Source organism: Paraburkholderia sp. GAS334 (assembly GCF_050436625.1).
Lineage (GTDB): Bacteria > Pseudomonadota > Gammaproteobacteria > Burkholderiales > Burkholderiaceae > Paraburkholderia.
The window spans coordinates 1-19968 of record NZ_JBNDMO010000008.1; the positions used below are offsets into that span (position 1 = coordinate 1).

A 19968-nucleotide genomic window follows, 5' to 3' on the forward strand; every position below is an offset into this window, starting at 1 on the left:
CCTCGCGCCGCCCCCCCCGCCCCCGCCCCCCCCAACACACCACCGGGCGGGGGGGGGGGCGCCGAAAAAATCGCCCCCACCACCCCTCACCACCATCCCCCCCCCCCCACCCCCTGCCCTGATCACCTGTATGTGCCTCAAGAGCGCTTCGCCCGCAGGCGTGGGCGCCGCACCATCGCGCACCAGGAGGGGCATCCCCAGAGATTCCTCCAGTGCATTAATTCGCTGGGACACTGCTCCGCGGGTAATATTTAACGATCTTGCGGCATGCCCGAAATGTCGCAGTTCCACGACGACGGCGAAAGTCTCTAACTGCTGACGGTCGAACCCCATACAGCCTCCTGCCGGCAAGCGATGCTCACCGCGACTCGGTTGCTCACTATCAGTTCTTTATTCTGGCACCAGCAACGGCAATCTGCAGATGAATAGATCATGCCCTATTTGAAGCTGCATAAAAGCGACACACCACCTCCCGACAATCAGGCCGCACGTACGAGATTTTTGCGTATACAAGTGCGTATATCGCGCGCAAAAATATAAATTTATTCTCTAATAATCAATCGATTACATCTAATATTCGAGCCCTCTCCTGGCACCAGAAAATTAGGTCCGGTTCAATTGCTGGACTGCTGTTCATGAAAACGCCCGCTTTTGCGGGCTTTTTTATTTCCTGGACGCCAGGAAGATGCTCGCGTTCCACGATATAAGCCGATGTCGAATGAGTACGTTCTTGAGTACATGAAAATTCGAGCTCCTGCAAACGTACTCGCCGTGCACGATCAGCCAATGACTTCCTGGCGCCGAACTACCGGGCGGCTTCATTCGCGTTGCCTGCTACCTCGTAGATATCCGGTTTCTGACGGGTCCCTCATTCGAATAGCAACGACGCCTGCTATCGCACATAACACCGTTACGTACCAGTAAAACGCGGGCTCGCTGCCCAGCGACTTAAGCGAAAGCGCCACATATTCGGCGGATCCCCCGAAAATAGCGTTGGCTATGGCGTACGACAGGCCAACTCCAAGCGCGCGGACCTCGGGAGGAAACATCTCTGCCTTGATGAGCCCGCTGATCGAAGTGTAGAGACTGACGATCGCAAGCGCGATGATCACCAGAGCAAACGCCGCGTACGGGTTTGTCACTTCTTTCAGCGCATACAGCAACGGCACAGTGCCAATCGTCGCCAACACGCCGAACAGGATCATCGACATCCGTCGACCGATACGATCAGAGAGCGCGCCGAAGGCCGGCTGCATCAGCATGTAGACGATCAAGGCAGTGGTCATCACTGCGCTGGCGGTCTTGGGATGCATGCCCGCAGTGTTGACCAGGTATTTCTGCATATAGGTCGTAAAGGTATAAAACGAAAGCGAGCCGCCCGCCGTAAAGCCCACGACGGTAGCGATCGCACGTTTGTGCGTGAGCAAACCACGCAGCGTCCCGGCGTCGGAACGTGACCGTGTCGCATTCGTCGAGGTTTCTTCGAGTGACCGGCGCAGATATAGCGATACCAGCGCTGCGACTGCACCCATCGCGAACGGCACGCGCCATCCCCAGGCACGCAGCTCTTCAGTAGACAGTATCTGCTGGAGAATCACGACGACGATCAGCGCCAATACCTGTCCGCCGATCACGGTCACGTACTGGAATGAGGCGAAGAATCCCCTTCTCCCAGCCACTGCCACTTCGCTCATGTAGGTTGCACTGGTTCCGTATTCGCCACCGACTGACAGGCCCTGGAAGCAACGTGCCACAAGTAGAAGCGCCGGCGCGGCAGCGCCAATGGTGGCGTAGGTGGGAAGCGCTGCGATCACCAGCGAACCGGCACACATCATGAGAACGGAGATGATCATCGACGACCGGCGACCATATTTGTCAGCAATACGGCCAAACATCCATCCGCCGACAGGACGCATCAGGAAGCCAGTTGCGAACACGCCCGCAGTATTCAGAAGTTGCGTGCTCGTATTTCCGCTTGGGAAAAACGCGTGAGCAAAGTAGATGGAGCAAAACGAGTAGACAAAGAAGTCGAACCACTCGACCAGATTTCCCGATGACGCGCCCACGATGGCCATGATGCAGCGCCGGGTTTCGCTACTGCTCGACATGGCACCGCTGCCAAGTGCTTCGACTTTCATGATGTCTCCATTAGTATGCCTACACATTTGCGATCTGATGCCGCATTTTTCTTGTAGCTCTGGCGTGGGATCCAGCACGTCGGTCGCGACTTTGATCGTGACCGACACGTGCACAGGATTACCGGATCACAAACGGATTTCCAGTTGAAGCACCGGTATTAATCCAGACACTCTTTGTCTGAAGGTAGTCCTTGATCGCATCGACGCCATTTTCACGACCGAGACCGGAATCCTTGTACCCACCGAACGGCGACATGTAGCTGACCGCGCGATAGGTGTTGACCCAGACCGTGCCGGACTGGATTCGCTCAGCCATGCGGAACGCCCGCCCGATGTCGCGGGTCCAGACGCCGGCACCCAGTCCGAACCGCACGTCGTTGGCAATCTCGACCGCGTGCGCTTCATCACGGAAGCGGATCACCGAAAGAACAGGCCCAAACACCTCTTCCTGAGCGATTCGCATCTTGTTGTCGACATTCGTGAAAATAGTCGGCTCGATGAACCAGCCTTTACCGCACTCCGGCCGTCCTGCCGGATGGCCGCCAAGGGCAAGCGTCGCGCCTTCAGCACGTGCAATATCGATGTAGTTCAAGACCTTGTCGTACTGCGGGCGCGTGGTGATCGGTCCAACCTGCGTACTGGCCTCCATCGGATCGCCCATGCGCGCGGTTTTTGCGAGTTCCACCACACGACTGACCACTGCGTCATAGATGCCGTCCTGCACGAGCAGTCGGGAACCCGCGATACAGGTTTGACCGGTCGCAGCGAAAATTCCGGCGACCGCACCGTTCACGGCGTCGTCGATATTGGCGTCGTCGAACACGATATTCGGTGACTTGCCGCCCAGTTCGAGACTGACGTGCTTGAAGTCTCGCGCGGCCTGTTCGTTGATCCGCCGTCCCGTCGCGTCGGCGCCCGTGAACGTGATCTTCCTGACCAGTGGATGACCGACCAGCGCGCTACCCACCTCGTTGCCGAAGCCCGTCACCACGTTGACCACGCCCGGTGGGAAACCCACCTCGTCAAGCAGTTGCACGAGTTCCAGCGTCGAAGCCGATGTGAACTCGGAGGGTTTGATGACAACCGTGCAGCCCGCGGCGAGAGCCGGGGCGAGCTTCCAGGCCAGCAGCATCAACGGCGAGTTCCAGGGCGTAATGATCGCGACGACACCCAGCGGTTCCTGGCGTGTGTAATTAAAGTAGCCCTTTTTGTCGAGCGGGATGACATCGCCCTGAATCTTGTCGGCCAGCCCACCGTAGTACCGGAACCATTGCGGGAGATAGCTCAACTGGGCATGCATCTCGGCATAAAGCTTGCCGTTGTCACGAACCTCTATCGCGGCAAGGCGTGATGCGTCCGCTGCGATCCGATCGGCGAACCGATGCAGAAGCAGTCCGCGCGCACTCGCACTGAGCTCCGCCCATGCATCGGACACGAAGGCGCGGTGAGCGGCGCTGACAGCGCGCTCCACGTCGGCCGCGTTGCCGCGTGCGACTTCGGCCCACGCCTCACCGGTGAACGGACTCTCGCTCGGAAACCACTCGCCACCCTCGGGGTCGCAGTTCTTGCCGTCGATATACAAACGATAGCGTTCCATCAATGTCTCTTTACAGTGATCCGGTGAATCGACCCGGGGACGCAGCGCCGGATAGCGCTGCGCAGGCGACTTTCTTTCAGAACGGTGCGAAGCCAAGCGCTTCACGGAAGCGGTTCTTGACATACACGCCGTCTCGCGGCGGCAGCGCGCGAGGTGGCTCATTCGCGGCGATATGCACGTTGACCAGCACAGGTCCGCTGTGCGACAACGCGCGTTCGGCCACGCGGGCCACATCGCCTTGCGTCTCGACAGAAAACGCATCCTCGATGCCAAAGCCCTTCGCAACGGCCACAAGGTCGGTGCCCAGGCTCGTATGGCTGCGCTGCATTCCGGTCTCGCCGAAATGGCCGTTGTCGAGAACGACGATCGAGAGGTTGCGCGGCTGCCGCGCGCCGATCGTGCCGAGACTGCCGACGCCCATCAGTTGTTCGCCGTCGCCGGTGATGACGAGGACTGGCTTGTCGGGCTGCGCCAGCGCGAGACCCAGGCCGAGGGATGCGGCGCCGCCCATGGCACCCCAAAGGTAGAAGTTCTCCGCGCGGTCGCCGGCGGCAAACACGTCATACGAAGCGGAACCGAGGCCGGTCACGACCAGCGCGTCGGGCACCGCCTTGAGCAATGCCGCGACAAATTCGCGACGGTCGATGCCAGTGTGGCGAGTGACCTTGACCATTACTTTCTCTCCCATTTTTTGCGACCAATCAGGCTTTGCGACAGCAGAACGGCGACCTGTTCGCCGGCTTCGAAAGCCGCATCGAAACCTGCGCTCACGATTTCGCCGACCGACTCGGGATCGTCAGCGCGAAACACGGTGATACCCATCAGTTCGAGCGCTGCTTGCGTCTTCTTGCCCATCGGGCCTTGCCACGGATTGAACTCCGCATACTCGCCACGCATCGTGACCAGCGTGAAAAAGGGGAACCGGCAGCTTTGCAGCAACGAAAACATGTTCACGCAGTTACCGACACCGCTGCTCTGCATGAGCAGGACAGCACGCTGCCCGCCCAGCCAGGCGCCGCTCGTGACCGCGACGCCCTCTTCTTCTGTGGTCAGAACCACGTCATGAATCTCGGGGTCGGCGATCACTTTCCTGATCACGTGCGAATGTCCCGCGTCGGGAACATAGGCGACCTGTTTGACGTTGCCGGCTTTCAGGACGTCGAAGATTTCCTGTTGCCACGCCGGCGCCTCGCGCGCATCTGTACTCATGTGTTCGTCTCCAAAGACAGGGGAATTCAGGAATTTTAGTTTGTGATGTGATAGCCTGAAAAATAGAATTTCGTGATTCCTGTATGTGATTTCGGCATTGGCGGGGTAAACGTGGACATCAAGCAATTGCGCGCACTGGTGACGATCGCGGAGACCGGAAGCGTCACGAAGGCAGCAACCCTGCTGCACATCGTGCAGCCTGCCGTTTCCAGGCAGCTTCGTCTGCTGGAAGAGGACGTGGGCACTGCGTTGTTCTCGCGCGGTCGATATGGCATGGAGCTCACGGAATCCGGCGAAATATTCGTCGAATATGCACGCCGGGCGTTGGCCGAGCTGGACCGCGCGCGCTCCGAAGTGCAACCTGCCGCAGGCGTCGCCGGCGTCGTGACAATCGGACTGCTTCCCAGCACGTGCGATTTGCTGGCAAGCGAACTGGTGGCCAGGGTCGCCAGGGCCTATCCGGCCATCAGGCTGCGAATCTCAATGGGCTACACCGGTCATTTGCAGAACTGGCTTGAACTCGGCGAAGTCGACGCCGCATTGCTGTACGACCCGAAACCCTCCCCCGTCTTGCAGGTGCAACCGCTTCTCGAGGAACGTCTGTGGGTGGTCGGGCGACCGGAAGCAGGTTTTAACGCGGCATCTCCCGTCGAATTGAGGGAGATCGCCGGCGAGCCGCTGATTCTGCCTAACGCGCCGCACGGTATACGCAGCCTCGTCGAACAGACCTGCGCATCGGCAGGTATCGAGTTGTCGATCGCGGCGGAAACCAACGCCATGAGCGTGCAGAAGGGGCTGGTGTTGGGCGGGTTGGGCATCACGATCTTGCCGAGCATTGCCATCGTGGACGATGTGGCGCGTGGACTGCTGAGCGCCGCCCCGCTCTCGGACGCCAACCTGCTGCGCAAGATCGTGCTCGCGCTGCCGAACACTCGCCGGGTGCCCGTCGCGGTGCGCTGCGTCGTTGACCTGCTCGTCGATCAGATGAGCAATGCAGTCCGGTGCGGCAAATGGACCGCCGCGCGATGGCTGGGCAGCGGCACCGACGTCGGCTGATCGGCGTCATCGCGTCGCGCCTCTCCCCCAGAAATTTCATCTTCGCCGCACGTCGCAAGGCAAGTGCCCGGGAATAGGTTCGCCCTATGACCGGCACATGAAACTCATATTTCCATCCGTCAGCGCCTTCAAATAGAGTCCCCCAACAGGAAACTATTTGCTGGCCCAGCCAGGCGGAGACAAGGATGATTGACACCCCAGCCTCGTCGATCGGTCGCACGGAAAGCGTGGTCGACCTCGTTGTACCGACGTCAGTCGCAGCGCTTGCTGCGACACTCGACCATGACACGTCGCCACAACCCGGCGAACCGCTCCCTCCCTTGTGGCACTGGATCTTCTTCAGGCCCGTCGTACCTCAGTCCAGGATCGCCGAAGACGGCCACCCCGTGAAGGGAGGATTCCTGCCGGATCTCGGCCTTCCCCGGCGGATGTGGGCCGGCGGGAGGTTGCGTTTCCTTTCTCCCATACAGGTCGGTGCCCCGGTTGTGCGCGATTCCCGTATCGCCGATGTCAGGGTGAAGGAAGGCCGCAGCGGCAAGCTGGCCTTCGTCACGGTCAAACACGACATACGGACGCCGGATTCACTGGCCATCGAAGAAGAGCATGACATTGTCTACCGCGAAGCTCCGTTGCCATCTGCCGCGGCGCCGATCCCGACACAGGCACCGTCAGATGACGCGTGGCACCGTGAAGTCCTCCCTGACGAAGTCCTTCTCTTTCGCTATTCCGCGCTGACGTTCAACGGCCATCGCATTCACTACGACACGCCTTATGTGACCGGGACCGAGGGCTATCCAGGTCTCGTCGTGCATGGGCCGCTCATCGCGACGTTGCTGATGGATCTGGTTCGCCGGAACCAGCCGCAGGCCAGCGTCCTCGACTTCGCGTTCAAAGCCATTCGCCCGAGCTTCGCGGGCAATGCGCTACATCTTTGCGGTCGTCCTTCGCCGGATGGAAAAACGGTCGAACTCTGGGCCAAAGACCACGAAGGGTGGCTAACGATGTCTGCCCGCGCCACGCTCGCCTGATCGCCCATCCATCCCTAGCCTGGAAGAGACCTCTGCCATGATCAACATCTCAACCGATTCGCATCAGGACATTCGGGAGGCGGTGCGTGACCTGTGCCAACAGTTTCCCGCGGAATACTTCCGCAAGATCGACGAGCAACGCGCCTACCCTGAAGCGTTCGTCGATGCATTGACGAAAGCCGGTTGGCTCGCCGCGTTGATTCCGCAGGAATATGGCGGCTCGGGCCTGGGGCTGACCGAAGCGTCGGTGATCATGGAAGAAATCAACCGGTCCGGCGGCAACTCCGGCGCGTGTCACGGACAGATGTACAACATGGGCACGCTGCTTCGCCACGGATCGGCCGAACAGAAGCAGTACTACCTGCCGAGGATTGCGTCGGGCGAGTTGCGTCTGCAGTCGATGGGCGTCACCGAGCCGACCACCGGCACCGACACGACGAAAATCAAGACGACCGCTGAGCGCAAGGGCGACCGCTACGTCGTCAACGGACAGAAAGTCTGGATCTCGCGCATCCAGCATTCCGATCTGATGATTCTGCTGGCCCGCACGACGCCGCTCGCCGACGTGAAGAAGAAGAGCGAGGGGATGTCGATCTTCATCGTCGATCTGCGTGAAGCGATCGGAAAGGGCATGTCCGTACGTCCGATTCCCAACATGGTGAATCATGAGACCAACGAACTGTTTTTCGACAACCTGGAAATCCCGGCCGACAATCTGATCGGCGAGGAAGGCAAAGGCTTCAAGTACATTCTCGACGGCCTCAACGCCGAGCGAACCCTGATCGCCGCCGAGTGCATCGGCGATGGCTACTGGTTCATCGACAAGGTGTCGCAGTACGTGAAGGATCGCGTCGTGTTCGGGCGTCCGATCGGCCAGAACCAGGGGGTGCAGTTCCCGATTGCGCGCGCCCTCGTCAATGTCGAAGCAGCAAGCCTGATGCGGTACAAGGCCTGCGAACTGTTCGACGCGCATCAGCACTGCGGCGCCCAGGCGAACATGGCCAAGCTGCTCGCGGCTGACGCTTCGTGGGAAGCGGCCAACGCCTGCCTGCAATTCCATGGTGGCTTCGGGTTCGCCTCCGAGTACGACGTCGAACGCAAATTCCGCGAAACACGTCTTTATCAGGTGGCGCCGATCTCGACGAATCTGATTCTGTCGTACGTGGCCGAGCATATTCTCGGCCTGCCCCGCTCGTTCTAATCGGGGAGAACCATCATGCGCCCGCTCGAAGGAATCAAGGTTGTCACGTTTGAACACGCTATCGCCGCGCCGTTTTGCACCCGGCAACTCGCGGACCTCGGCGCACGTGTCATCAAAGTCGAGCGCCCTGGTACGGGAGACTTCGCTCGCAACTACGATGAGCGGGTGTCCGGTCTAGCCTCTCATTTCGTCTGGACGAATCGATCCAAGGAAAGCATCACGCTCGACGTCAAGCAACCCCAGGCGATCGATGTCGTGCACAAGCTTCTCGCTGACGCCGATGTGTTCGTTCAAAACCTGGCCCCTGGCGCAACGCAGCGCCTCGGCCTGGACTACGACACGTTGAGCAAACAGTACCCGCGCCTGATCGTCTGCGACATTTCGGGTTATGGCCTGAACGGGCCATTCCGTGACAAGAAGGCCTATGACCTGCTGATTCAGAGCGAGTCCGGCTTTCTGAGTATCACCGGCTCGGAAAATGAGCCCGCCAAAGCCGGCTGTTCGATCGCCGACATCGCGGCGGGTATGTACGGCTATACCAACATTCTCGCCGCCCTCCTCGAGCGTGGCCGGACCGGACGCGGCAAGCACATCGATGTCTCGATGCTCGAGAGCATGGTCGAATGGATGAGCTATCCGCTTTACTACGCAATCGACGGTCAGAGCGCGCCAAAGCAGGCGGGCGCCTCGCACGCGACGATATTTCCGTACGGCCCGTTCAAGGCCGGCGACGGAAAGACGGTCATGCTGGGCCTGCAAAACGAGCGCGAGTGGAAGAGCTTCTGTGAGACAGTGATCCAGCAACCACAACTGCAGACCGACGAGCGCTTCAGCTCGAACAGTCGCCGTGCGAAGAATCGCGACGAACTCACTGGACTCATTCTGGCGGTCTTTTCATCGCTGAGCGCGGCGCAAGTCATCGAGCGGCTCGAAGCGGCAGGTATCGCCAACGCCCGCATGAACGACATGCAAGCGGTCTGGGACCACGAGCAACTCGCGGCCCGCAGGCGATGGACAAAAGTTCAGACGCCGGCAGGCGAGATTCCGGCGCTGTACCCGCCCGGCGTGGACCCTTCCGACGGGCCGCTCATGGGCAGCGTGCCCGCACTCGGCCAGCATTCCGAGTCCATCTTGCATGAGCTGGGCCTCGACGATTCGCAGATTCATGCGATGCGCGAACTCGGCGCAATCTGAGTCGAAGACAGGCTTTCCCACCTGACGAACAGACTACAAGCAGACCACAAACAGACTTCGTACGACAAGCGAAGCACCTCCTCGTGACAGCCGTCACGAGTTACTGGACAGCAGGAGACAACCATGTCACACACGGTCAATGCAGCTGGCCGCCTGGACCGCTTACCCATTTCACGCTTCCACTGGAAAATCCTCGGACTGATTGCCGGCGGCGCCTTTCTCGACGCATTTGATATTTACCTCGCCAATGGTTCCGTTGCGGCGATGGTGAAAGAGGGATTCACGGACTTGCGGTATGGAGCGATGTTCGTCTCCGCAACGTTTGTCGGCATGATGATCGGCGCGTTTGCCGCGGGATATATCGGAGACAAACTGGGCCGACGCTATTCATACCAGCTCAATCTCGGGATCTTCGGTCTCGCGTCAATAGCCGCGTGCTTTGCGCCGAACATCGAATGGCTGATTGTCCTACGGTTCATTATGGGCGTGGGTCTGGGTGCTGAACTGGTCGTCGCAGCAGGCACGCTCGCCGAGTTTGTCCCACCAGCCACCCGTGGAAAATGGGTCTCGCTGCTTGCCATCATCATCAATAGCGGGCTATTCGCCGCGCTCGCCGCAGGGTACTGGATCATTCCGAATCTCGGCTGGCGCTACATGTTCGCAATCGCGGGTGTCGGGGCACTCGTGGTCTGGTTTCTGCGCCACAGGATGCCCGAATCGCCGCGCTGGTTGGAATCAGTCGGCAAGCTCGACGAGGCCGAAGCGACACTCGCCAGTATCGAACGGGAAGTCGAAGCACAGGTAGGCAAGCTGCCACCCGTTCAGCGCGTGGTCGACCTGCACGTGGGCGTCACGTCGTTTCGCGCGCTGTTTGTGCCGGGCATGCGTGGCAGAACCTGCGTGGCCGCGTTGACCGCGATCGCCGTGAATATCGGGCTGTACGGCTTCATCGCGTGGCTTCCCACGTTCTTTGTGGCCGAAGGCCTGTCGATCGTCAAGTCGCTCGGCTTTGTTCTGCTGATGTCCATCGGCTCGCCGGTCGGCGGCCTGGTCGGCTACCTCACGGCGGACCGCATCGGCCGTGCAAAAGGCATCGTCGCCGCCGCGCTGATCAGCATCGTGCTCGGCTGGATCTACGTCAATCTTCGCGATACCACTGCGATCATCTTTGTCGGTTTCTGCCTTGTCACGACGATCTATACGATTACCACACTGGGACTGTTCGGCTTCATCCCGGAGCTATTCCCAACCGAAGTTCGGCTTCGCGGAACCGGGGTCGCGGGGACTTGCGGGCGAGCGGCATCGATCGCGACGCCATATCTGGCCTTGCTGCTCTACGAACGTTTTGGCGTGTCGGGTGTGATTGCGATGGTGAGCATCGTATTCGCCGCACTGTGCGTGGCGATCACTGCGTTACGGGTCGAAACGAGCCGTCACTCGCTTGAGAACATTGCGCCGTGCGCCGGGGAGCCCATGCCAACGCAAACGGAGCCAGTGACACGCTAAGCGCATGCCGGGACCTTGCGCGTGAGCGGGGTGCATGAAAAGCCACCACTTCCACGCAAGGACCGCATGAATCATTAGCGGATATCCCGCAAGGTCACGCCCTTCCACATTTCTCGTGCGACCTGCTCCGAAATAATTTCGACCATTGTTTGACGCACGGCGAGCGTCGCCGAGTGAAGCGGCAAGCCGTTCGGCCAGCAGATACTGGCCGGGCGCTCGATACCCGGCTCGACGATACGCCGCATCTTGGGAAGGCGCGCGGAATCCCATTGAGCGACGGCCGAGGCAGGCAGAATCGTGCAGGCTTTTCCCGAATGGGCGATCGCTATCATCGTTGGCAACGAATCGATGTCGGCGATGATATTCAGATCGACGTTTTCACGAGAAAAGATCCGTTCGAGGAGCAGACGAAGCCCATTGGATACCCCCGGCGCCACGAGCGGCACACCGGAAAGCCTGGCGAGCGCACACGTGGTTGACCGGGCGGACACTTCACCGCCGGGTTCGCCGAGAAGATACAACGCTTCATCGAGCACGGGCATAGCAGTGATCCCCGGCGTGTCGGACTCGCGAAACAGGATGGCGAGATCCAGACGGCCATTGGCCAGCAGCTCGTTGAGGTAGCCGCTCATGCTCTCGAAGAACTGCAGCCTGATCCCTGGATGGGTTTCCTGGATCCGCTCGAATAGCGGCACCGCCAACACTGACGCCATGGTCGTGGGAAGACCCACCGCCACTGTGCCGGACTCGGCGCCGGCGCCGTTGGTCACCTCCTGTTTGAGCTGCTCCATCTGGCGCAAGACGAGCCGCGCGTGGCGGTACATCGCGTCTCCGGCCGATGTCGGCGTGACACCATGATTGCTGCGCACCAGAAGCGTCACGCCCAGTTCTTCCTCGAGACGCGCCATTTGCTGGCTAAGCGAGGGCTGGGCGACGAAAAGCTTTTCAGCCGCTTTCCCAAGGCTCCCGTAATCAACAATACTAACGAAATAGCGAAGCTGCCGGACGTCCATAGCAATGCGACCCATTGTGTGTCGTCATAGGATACACCTATGGAGATCGCGCGTCAGGGAAGCGAGGGTTGCATGATGTCACCGACGAACCAGATTTATCACGCGCTGCGCCTGCAGGACGACAGGTCGGTCGACCATCTTGCCGTCGACTGAAACCGCCGCGCCGTTTGCTTTTCCGGATTCATCCAGTACGCGCTGTGCCCACGCGATTTCTGAATCGGATGGTGTATAGCAAGCGTTGACGATCGGTATCTGTTTAGGATGGATGCACAGCTTTCCGCCGAAGCCCCATCGTTTTCCTTTCGTGGTCTCGGCAGTCAACCGTTCGGTATCGTCGATACTCGGCGTCACGCCGTCGACGGGTGGCAAGATCCCTGCGATCCGCGAAATCATGACCAACTTTGCGCGGAAGGTATCCAGTTCGTAGCCGTCGGAAGCCATCCCCATGTCAGCGATGAAATCCAGCGTCCCGAACATGAGTTGTTGCACGAGGGGGGCCTTTGCGATTTCCAGCGCGTCCCACATTCCCTGAGCCGTTTCGATCAATGGAAATACGGGCATTTTAGTGCGGGTCGCTGAAATCAAGGCCACCACATCCGACGCACTTTCCGCCTTGGGCAAGATCACACCGGCGACACCGCGCAGCTTTAACAGCTGTGCGTCTTCGTCAAACCACGGCGTATTCCTCGCGTTGACCCGGATGAGAACCGGCCGCTCCGGGCTTACCCACTCTGCCACGGCGCGACGGGCTTGCGCCTTTGCATCTGGTGCAACGGCGTCCTCCAGATCGACAATGACCGCATCTGAGCCACTTGCGAGCGCCTTGCTGAAGCGATCTGGCTGGCTACCCGGTACAAACAGAAACGACCGATGTTGCAGCCGATTGAAATCTGACATCTCAGTTCTCATAGAGCGAGGTGGGATGCGCTTGCATCAGATGGCATCTGCCAGTTCCGGCACGACCGTGAAAAGGTCGCCGACCAGACCGTAATCAGCGACGCTGAAAATCGGCGCTTCCGGGTCCTTGTTGATGGCGACGATCACCTTCGAGTCCTTCATCCCGGCCAGATGCTGGATCGCACCCGAGATACCCACCGCGACGTACAGTTGCGGCGCGACGATCTTGCCGGTCTGGCCGACCTGATAGTCGTTCGGAACAAAGCCTGCGTCGACCGCTGCGCGCGAGGCGCCCAGTGCGGCGTTCAGCTTGTCCGCGAGCGGCTCCAGCACCTTCGTGTAGTTCTCGCCGTTGCCCAGACCGCGACCACCCGAGACGATGATCTTCGCCGAGGTCAGCTCCGGACGGTCCAGCTTCGTCACTTCGCGACTCACGAATTGCGTGAGGCCGGTGTCGGCTGGCGCTTCGATCTTCTCGACCGTTGCGCTGCCACCTTCGGCCACAACTGCGTCGAAAACGGTCGTGCGGACCGTGATCACCTTGATCGGATCAGCTGATTGCACGGTAGCGATGGCGTTGCCTGCGTAGATCGGGCGCTCAAACGTATCTGCGCTGTCTACTGCGGTGATGTCGCTGATCTGCGCCACGTCGAGCTTTGCGGCGATACGCGGTGTGATGTTCTTGCCGTAGGCGGTAGCCGGCGCCAGGATGTGCGTATAGTCCTTCGCAATGTTCAGCACCGTCGCTTCGACGTTTTCTGCCAGGCCCGCAGCGAGTTGCGGCGCGTCGGCCAGCAGGACCTTTGAAACACCTGCGATCTTCGCTGCTGCATCTGCAGCAGCTTGCGCGTTGTGACCCGCCACCAGCACGTGGATATCACCACCGATCTTCTGCGCGGCTGCAATCGTGTTCAGCGTCGCTGCCTTGATCAACGTGCCGTCGTGTTCTGCCAATACAAGATTCACCAGATTCGTCATTTGCTCTGTCTCCCTCACAGCACCTTGGCTTCGGTCTTCAGCTTCTCGACCAGCGTCTTCACATCCGGCACCTTCACGCCGGCGCTGCGCTTGGGCGGCTCGACCACTTTCAGTGTCTTCAGGCGCGGTGTGACGTCGACACCGAGGTCTTCGGGCTTGAGCGTCTCCAGCGGCTTCTTCTTCGCCTTCATGATGTTCGGCAGCGTCACATAGCGCGGCTCGTTCAGGCGCAGGTCGGTCGTCACGACAGCGGGCAGCGTCAGCGACAGCGTTTCCGCACCGCCATCCACTTCGCGCGACACCGTGGCCTTGCCATCCGCCACGACCACCTTCGAAGCAAACGTGGCCTGCGGCAATGCAGCCAGCGCAGCCAGCATCTGGCCGGTCTGGTTCGAATCGTCGTCGATCGCCTGCTTGCCGAGGATCACCAGCGAAGGCTGTTCCTTGTCGACCAGCGCCTTCAACAGCTTGGCCACCGCCAGCGGCTGCAGGTCTTCGTTCGACTCGATCAGCACAGCGCGGTCCGCGCCGATCGCCAGCGCCGTGCGCAGCGTCTCCTGACATTGCGTCACACCGCACGACACCGCGATCACTTCGGTCGCCACGCCCGCTTCCTTCAGACGCACCGCTTCTTCCACCGCGATCTCGTCGAACGGATTCATCGACATCTTGACGTTGGCAATGTCGACGCCCGTGCCATCCGACTTGACCCGGACTTTCACGTTGTAATCGACCGCTCTCTTGACTGGTACAAGAATCTTCATTGTCTACTCCATATTGGTCGTCGCGCTGCTTCGCCCATGCCGTAGCACGAGAACGTTCAGGCCGTTCTCCGGATGAAAAACGGCACGCCGGGCGGCGTTTGACGGCCCTCAAGGTCTTTATCGGTGGTTAACCGCATTGGTCAAGCTGCATTGGAACCCCGGCAGCGCTCAGGCGCAAATACGAGTTAGCTTTGCCCGCCATAGGCTCGTCCTAGGGCTCCCGAGTGGTACTCGTTCAGAACGGGCGTGGCGGTTGCGTCGAAAGAGCTTCGCGCCGAAGGCTCAAGAGGGTTTTACCGATACGCCATGAACTTCTCGACGGAAATCACGAGACGTGGCAGGCGCGCGACTCAACCCAGTGGCTCTAGCGCAATCGCTTACGCATCCTGGGCCCAGCCACTGTGCTACTTAACACGGCAACAACCGCGTCTATCAGCGGATTGTCACGAGCGGTACTCCAGGCCAGGGCGGTGGTCACTACGCTCACGTTTTCCTTGAGCGGACGAAACACAACATTCTCAGGCGCCAGTCAGACGACCGCATTCTGGTTATCGGCGGCGACATCGACGAAATTTCGTGCTGGGGCGACAGGACACAGACGCACTCTTGCCGCGTCAGTCACAGGCCGGGTCCGGCTAAGGTCCACGCGCCCGATCGTCGCCGCCTTTCGTCACACGCCTTCGACGAGAACGGCGCGATAGCGCGCGCCCTTGAACCGGTGCTGCGCGACCTCCTGATACGCCGGGCTGTCGTACCACGCACGCGCGGCCGCCGTCGACGGGAACTCCACGATCACGACGCCCTCTGGCGCGTCGCCCTCAAGGACCTGCTGAGGTCCGTAGGCAGCGAGAAACCTGACAGGATGACCTTTGAAGGTCTCGCCCACCTTGCTTTGGTAGGTGTCGAGTTCACCCTGATCCTGCGTGCTTTCCCTTGTGAAGACAATATAAGTTGCCATGGCGTAGGCTCCTACGGTGGTGTAAAGGTGCGCACGATGATGCCATGAAACCGTATGGACCCTCGATACACAGCGTCGGCGCATAGTCGAACCGTCCTTGTGCGAGAGAACCATCCGGTCCTCGCAAACAGACGTTCGCGAGGCGATCGTAGCGGGCAGTTTTGAATTACCGCTTCCACGCGAGTTTCGCCAGCGCGAAAAATTCACCAACCGAAGCGAGACCACGTGTCGGGTCATGCAGGGAAAGTTCATGCGCCCGCACCCTTCCGAACAAAGCCAATCCCCGTGAGGTCACCCGGGTGTCGTCGCATGAATCGCCTTCAAGACCTCGCTGGTGAACCTGGGGTCGCCCACTTCGATGTCTCCGGACAATCGCACGGTAACCTCCTGCAACAGCCAGCTGTTGCCGTCCGGATCGCTGAACGTGGCGTACGAGGCGTAACTTTGTCGTTGCGGATTGAGGCCACTAACCTGGCATTTCGCGTCAGCATGATGGAATACGCCGCCCGTGTCGTGGAATGGCTCGCCGATCTCGATGCCACGACGGAGCAGTTCGTTGCGGACCGCCTCGATGTCGGAGACGATGAGGTAAAGCCCCTGGGCTGAGCCGGGCGCGGCCGCGGTAATGTTCTTGCCGAACATGACTGAGCATCCGGAGCCTGGCGGCGTGAACTGGATCACGCGGTAGTCGTCCCCCGCCTTGAAGTCGAGATCAAGCCGCCAACCCAACTCGCCATAGAAGCGCCTAGCGCGATCGACGTCCGTGACAGGGATGACGACGATCTCGAGCTTCATGTCGAACGTGCCACCGCCCGCGGTCCCAACTGCGTGTTCGCCCGGCATCGGAATGTTGCTCATGTCTGGCTCCTTAGAGGCTTTGACTATCGGTTTCCCGTCCACCGCTTCGGGTATGTGAGAACACAATAGGTGAAATCACAACGTGAAAACACAACACGTGAGGACACAATCTTTTGCATTGATGCTTGCAGGAACACGGCAACGCAGTCGCCATTGCACCAAGGTGTCTCGCATGCTTTGGTATTCGGAGTCGCATCGCGCTATGGCCTGGCCAAACACAGGCGCTGCATGCTTTGACCTGTGCAAGCCGACCTCGCTTCTTCGAAAGCGAAAGCCGCGCCGGGAACGGCCTCGTCTGAGGCGTTCAACGTGAACGGCGAAGTCCTGTTCATACCATGGGATGGGTCCGGCAATACCATCGTCCGATGGCGCGCGACCCGGGAGCCGGCGTTAAATACAAGCGCTCATTGCATGTGTCTGCACCAGGAGGCCCTTGTGACAGCGTGCTCCTTATCGTGAACGGCGGCCCCCCGTGCTCCAAGCCTGCGCGAGCCAATTTCCCAGCCAGGCGAGGACCACAAACATCTGATCTGAGCAGCGACTTCCCCTTCGAGAATTCCCCCCGGCGATGCCGCGTTTAGGCATTTGCCCCATTGAACGGAGACTAGCAATGAAAATCCTGTTGGTTTTGACTTCGCATAACGTGCTTGGAGATACCGGCAAGCCGACCGGCTTCTGGCTGGAAGAGTTCACTGCCCCGTACTATGCGTTCACGGACGCCGGTGCAGAGGTCACAGTGACCTCGCCCAAGGGCGGCCACCCACCGATCGATCCCAGAAGCGACGATCCGGACAATCAGACCGACACGATGCAACGCTTCAAGAAGGATCCTGCAACCCAGAAGGTGTTGGCCAATAGCGTCAAGCTCGCCGACGTCAAGGCGGATGACTACGATACGATCTTCTATGCCGGCGGCCATGGCCCGATGTGGGATCTGACCAATGACAGGAACTCGATCGCCTTGATCGAGGCTTTCTACAACGCCGGCAAGCCGGTCGCCGCCGTCTGTCATGGCCCTTGCGTTCTGCTCAAGGCGACCTGTCAGGGACAGCCTCTCGTCAAGGGAAAGCGCGTCACCTGCTTTACCAATGATGAGGAAGAAGCCGTGGGCCTGACCAAGGTCATGCCCTTCCTCGTCGAAGATGAGCTCAAGCGCCTGGGCGGCCACTTTGAGAAGGTGGAAAACTGGGCCGTGTTCACCATTGTCGACGGGCGGCTGATCACCGGCCAGAACCCTGCCTCATCCGGTCCGACTGCGAGGGAACTGCTCAAGGTCCTGCAGGCCTGATTCCAATCCGGCGCGGGCCATGAAGCCCGCGCACGTGTGTCGGCAACAGGAGCCCTCAATGAATCCGACGACGAATCCCGCTCAGATCAAAGTTGCCCGGCGGTCCCCGGCCTATTGGCGTGTTCACGATCAACAACCCGCCGATCAACGTCATGGGCCCGCCAATGCTCGCGCAGTTCCACGAGATCATCAACGCTCTCGAAACCGAGAGCACGTCTCGTGGTCTTCGACAGCGCGGTGGACCGCTACTTTCTGAGCCACGCAGATTTTGACGCCGGGCTCGAGGACCTCACCGCCATGCCGCCCGGCCCCACAAGCTTGCCGCAGTGGCCGGACTTTCTAGTGCGCCTGACGCGCGCGCCCGTTGCCTCCATCGCCCTCATCCGCGGCTTTGCGCTCAGCGCAGCGACCGGAAGCTCACGCGAAGCTCTTCCGAGAAGGCTTGCGGCTGCTCCCAGGCCGCAAAGTGTCCGCCTTTGGGAAGGCGGTTATAGTGAATCAGTTTGGGATACGCCTTCGCTGCCCAGCTTTGCGGGGCAGCGTAGATTTCATCTGGAAAGACGCTGACGGCAACCGGGATGGCAACGTGCTTGGGAGCAAAGAAATTGAGCTTGTTTTCCCAATACAAACGAGCCGAGGAAACCGCCGTGTTCGTGAGCCAATAGAGCGTCACGTTGTCGAGAACGTCGTCTCGCGTAAGCCCCTCGGACTGACCGTCAAACACGCGCGCGATAAGTGCCTGGCTGGCGGCGTCGTGGTCGAGCATCCACGCGGCGAGGCCGACAGGCGAATCTTCAATCCCGTACAGCGTCTGCGGGCGGTTCGCCATCTCCAATGCGTAGCCAAGGCCGTGCTTGTAGAAATAGTCGAGCTGATCGAACGCGTGCTTCTCATCGGCTGAGAGGCCTGCTGGCGCCGGCTCGCCCAGCTTGAGTGCCTCTGCAATGTTGTCCGGTACGGTGGCCGGCATGTTGGTGTGAATGCCAAGCAGTTCCGGCGGTGCCAGCAGGGCCATCTGCTCCGTGACAGCATTCCCCCAATCGCCGCCTTGCGCAACATATCGCGTGTATCCGAGACGCTTCATCAGTACGACCCAGGCGCGTGCGATGCGAACAGGATCCCAGGCGGTCGCTGTCGGCTTGCCTGAGAACCCGTAGCCCGGAAGTGACGGAATCACGATGTCGAAAGCGTCCGACGCCGCATTGCCATGGGCCGTCGGATTGGTCAGCGGACCGATGATCTTCAACTGCTCGATGATCGAGCCGGGCCACCCGTGCGTGACGATAACCGGCAACGCATTCGCGTCTTTCGAACGAACGTGGATGAAATGAATATCGAGCCCATCGATCTCGGTGACGAATTGCGGCAGAGCGTTCAGCCTCGCTTCGACTTTGCGCCAGTCATAGCCGGTCGCCCAATAATGCGCGAGCTTCTGCATTGTCGCGAGCTGCACGCCTTGCGATGCATCCGTCACCGTTTCCCGCTCGGGCCACCTGGTCGCCTTGATACGTCTCTTCAAATCGATGAGTTGCGATTCCGGCGCGTGCACACGAAGTGGACGAATAGCGGTCTTGTCACCACCGCTCGACTGCGCGACTTCAGCGATGGCTTGATTCGTTTCCGCGAAAGCGAGTCGACTCAACGAGCCCGCAACAGCGGCCGCCGCTGCCACGCCAATAAAGCGACGGCGCGATGGGGTCTGGGGAAGGATATCGTCAGACATACAAGCTCCCGTTAGCAATAAGTGCGATGGGGTGGAGCGATGAGTGCGGCAGCAACGCAATATCCCGGGCAAACACGTTCACGATTGTCCAATTGGGCCGCCTATAGAGGCAGCCATCTGGCAAGCCTCACATCGTTACCGCCTCGACCGACCGCAAACGGCAGTCCGCGGTCCGCAGTAGTTGTAGCGATTGTGCGGAAGCAAGCCCTCCGGGTAAACGGTCATGTGAGAACAACAGTTGTGTCGCTCGCGAACAAATCCGTCGCGCTCGACCTTCCTGGTCCAAAACAGATCCCTCGGGCGCGCGTCTTCTTGCACGAGACCGTGGGCTGGCAAATCGTCTTATCTGCTCATCCACCGGTCGACACGCGCCCATGGAAGCCCGACATAGCCCAAGCAGTGTGGACGCGAAGCGCGAAACGACTGCGGCGAGTTGTTATGCAACGACGAAAGTCGTCGGTTGAATCACCCGGCACTGCTTCGCATCACTCAATATTGTTTCCTGATTCTTGATTGATAGATGCATTCATACTCATTGGTATCTGCCGAGTGGGTGCCTA

The 19968-nt window shown here is 60.0% G+C and carries 18 protein-coding genes; 6 read left to right on the forward strand and 12 right to left on the reverse strand.

Features of this window, described 5'->3' with window-relative positions:
* The 5 genes from P3T21_RS16230 to P3T21_RS16250 form a co-directional block, all read right to left on the reverse strand.
* Positions 1-333, reverse strand: a 333-nt coding sequence (locus tag P3T21_RS16230; RefSeq protein WP_429256950.1) for a LysR family transcriptional regulator, incomplete at its 3' end; no start/stop codon positions are given.
* 485 nt (positions 334-818) lie between these two features.
* Positions 819-2108 carry an MFS family transporter gene (locus tag P3T21_RS16235; RefSeq protein WP_429257215.1) on the reverse strand — a complete coding sequence of 430 codons (1290 nt, stop codon included), beginning with the start codon at positions 2106-2108 and terminating at the stop codon, positions 819-821.
* Between the two features lie 148 nt (positions 2109-2256).
* Positions 2257-3735: an aldehyde dehydrogenase gene (locus tag P3T21_RS16240; protein WP_429256951.1), complete on the reverse strand. Its 1479-nt coding sequence runs from the start codon at positions 3733-3735 to the stop codon at positions 2257-2259.
* 76 nt (positions 3736-3811) lie between these two features.
* Positions 3812-4408: a thiamine pyrophosphate-dependent enzyme gene (locus P3T21_RS16245; RefSeq protein ID WP_429256952.1), complete on the reverse strand. Its 597-nt coding sequence runs from the start codon at positions 4406-4408 to the stop codon at positions 3812-3814.
* Positions 4408-4944: a phosphonopyruvate decarboxylase gene (locus P3T21_RS16250; RefSeq protein WP_429256953.1), complete on the reverse strand. Its 537-nt coding sequence runs from the start codon at positions 4942-4944 to the stop codon at positions 4408-4410. The genes P3T21_RS16245 and P3T21_RS16250 overlap by 1 nt, the downstream gene beginning before the upstream one ends.
* 111 nt (positions 4945-5055) lie before the next feature.
* Between P3T21_RS16250 and P3T21_RS16255 the strand changes: the two genes are divergently transcribed.
* The 5 genes from P3T21_RS16255 to P3T21_RS16275 all read left to right on the forward strand — a co-directional run bounded on the left by P3T21_RS16255 (position 5056) and on the right by P3T21_RS16275 (position 10929).
* Entirely contained in the window at positions 5056-6000 is a 945-nt protein-coding gene (locus P3T21_RS16255; RefSeq protein WP_429256954.1) for a LysR family transcriptional regulator, read from the forward strand.
* Positions 6001-6185: 185 nt separating this feature from the next.
* A complete protein-coding gene (locus P3T21_RS16260; protein WP_429256955.1) occupies positions 6186-7028 on the forward strand; it encodes an FAS1-like dehydratase domain-containing protein in 843 nt (280 codons plus the stop codon).
* A gap of 37 nt (positions 7029-7065) precedes the next feature.
* Positions 7066-8229, forward strand: a complete 1164-nt coding sequence (locus P3T21_RS16265; protein ID WP_429256956.1) for an acyl-CoA dehydrogenase family protein — start codon at positions 7066-7068, stop codon at positions 8227-8229.
* Between the two features lie 15 nt (positions 8230-8244).
* Positions 8245-9423, forward strand: coding sequence for a CaiB/BaiF CoA transferase family protein (locus P3T21_RS16270; protein ID WP_429256957.1), 1179 nt, complete (start codon positions 8245-8247; stop codon positions 9421-9423).
* Positions 9424-9546: 123 nt separating this feature from the next.
* Positions 9547-10929, forward strand: a complete 1383-nt coding sequence (locus P3T21_RS16275; protein WP_429256958.1) for an MFS transporter — start codon at positions 9547-9549, stop codon at positions 10927-10929.
* Between the two features lie 74 nt (positions 10930-11003).
* Here P3T21_RS16275 and P3T21_RS16280 read toward each other — a convergent pair whose 3' ends face one another.
* The 6 genes from P3T21_RS16280 to P3T21_RS16305 all read right to left on the reverse strand — a co-directional run bounded on the left by P3T21_RS16280 (position 11004) and on the right by P3T21_RS16305 (position 16397).
* Positions 11004-11942, reverse strand: coding sequence for a LysR substrate-binding domain-containing protein (locus P3T21_RS16280; RefSeq protein WP_429257216.1), 939 nt, complete (start codon positions 11940-11942; stop codon positions 11004-11006).
* Positions 11943-12020: 78 nt separating this feature from the next.
* Positions 12021-12839 (reverse strand): HpcH/HpaI aldolase/citrate lyase family protein, encoded by an 819-nt coding sequence (locus P3T21_RS16285; protein ID WP_429256959.1) that lies wholly within the window; start codon positions 12837-12839, stop codon positions 12021-12023.
* A 36-nt stretch (positions 12840-12875) separates the two neighbouring features.
* Positions 12876-13808: an electron transfer flavoprotein subunit alpha/FixB family protein gene (locus tag P3T21_RS16290; RefSeq protein WP_429257217.1), complete on the reverse strand. Its 933-nt coding sequence runs from the start codon at positions 13806-13808 to the stop codon at positions 12876-12878.
* A 23-nt stretch (positions 13809-13831) separates the two neighbouring features.
* Complete coding sequence (locus P3T21_RS16295) at positions 13832-14581, reverse strand: electron transfer flavoprotein subunit beta/FixA family protein (protein WP_429256960.1); 750 nt, start codon at positions 14579-14581, stop codon at positions 13832-13834.
* Between the two features lie 670 nt (positions 14582-15251).
* Positions 15252-15539 carry a DUF1330 domain-containing protein gene (locus P3T21_RS16300; RefSeq protein ID WP_429256961.1) on the reverse strand — a complete coding sequence of 96 codons (288 nt, stop codon included), beginning with the start codon at positions 15537-15539 and terminating at the stop codon, positions 15252-15254.
* Between the two features lie 291 nt (positions 15540-15830).
* Positions 15831-16397, reverse strand: a complete 567-nt coding sequence (locus tag P3T21_RS16305; RefSeq protein ID WP_429256962.1) for a VOC family protein — start codon at positions 16395-16397, stop codon at positions 15831-15833.
* 610 nt (positions 16398-17007) lie between these two features.
* On the opposite strand from P3T21_RS16305, the gene P3T21_RS16310 reads away from it, so the two are divergent.
* Positions 17008-17685, forward strand: coding sequence for a type 1 glutamine amidotransferase domain-containing protein (locus tag P3T21_RS16310; RefSeq protein WP_429256963.1), 678 nt, complete (start codon positions 17008-17010; stop codon positions 17683-17685).
* Between the two features lie 397 nt (positions 17686-18082).
* Here the strand turns inward: P3T21_RS16310 and P3T21_RS16315 are convergent, their stop codons facing one another.
* Positions 18083-19408, reverse strand: coding sequence for an epoxide hydrolase family protein (locus P3T21_RS16315; RefSeq protein ID WP_429256964.1), 1326 nt, complete (start codon positions 19406-19408; stop codon positions 18083-18085).
* Between the last annotated feature and the right edge of the window lie 560 nt (positions 19409-19968).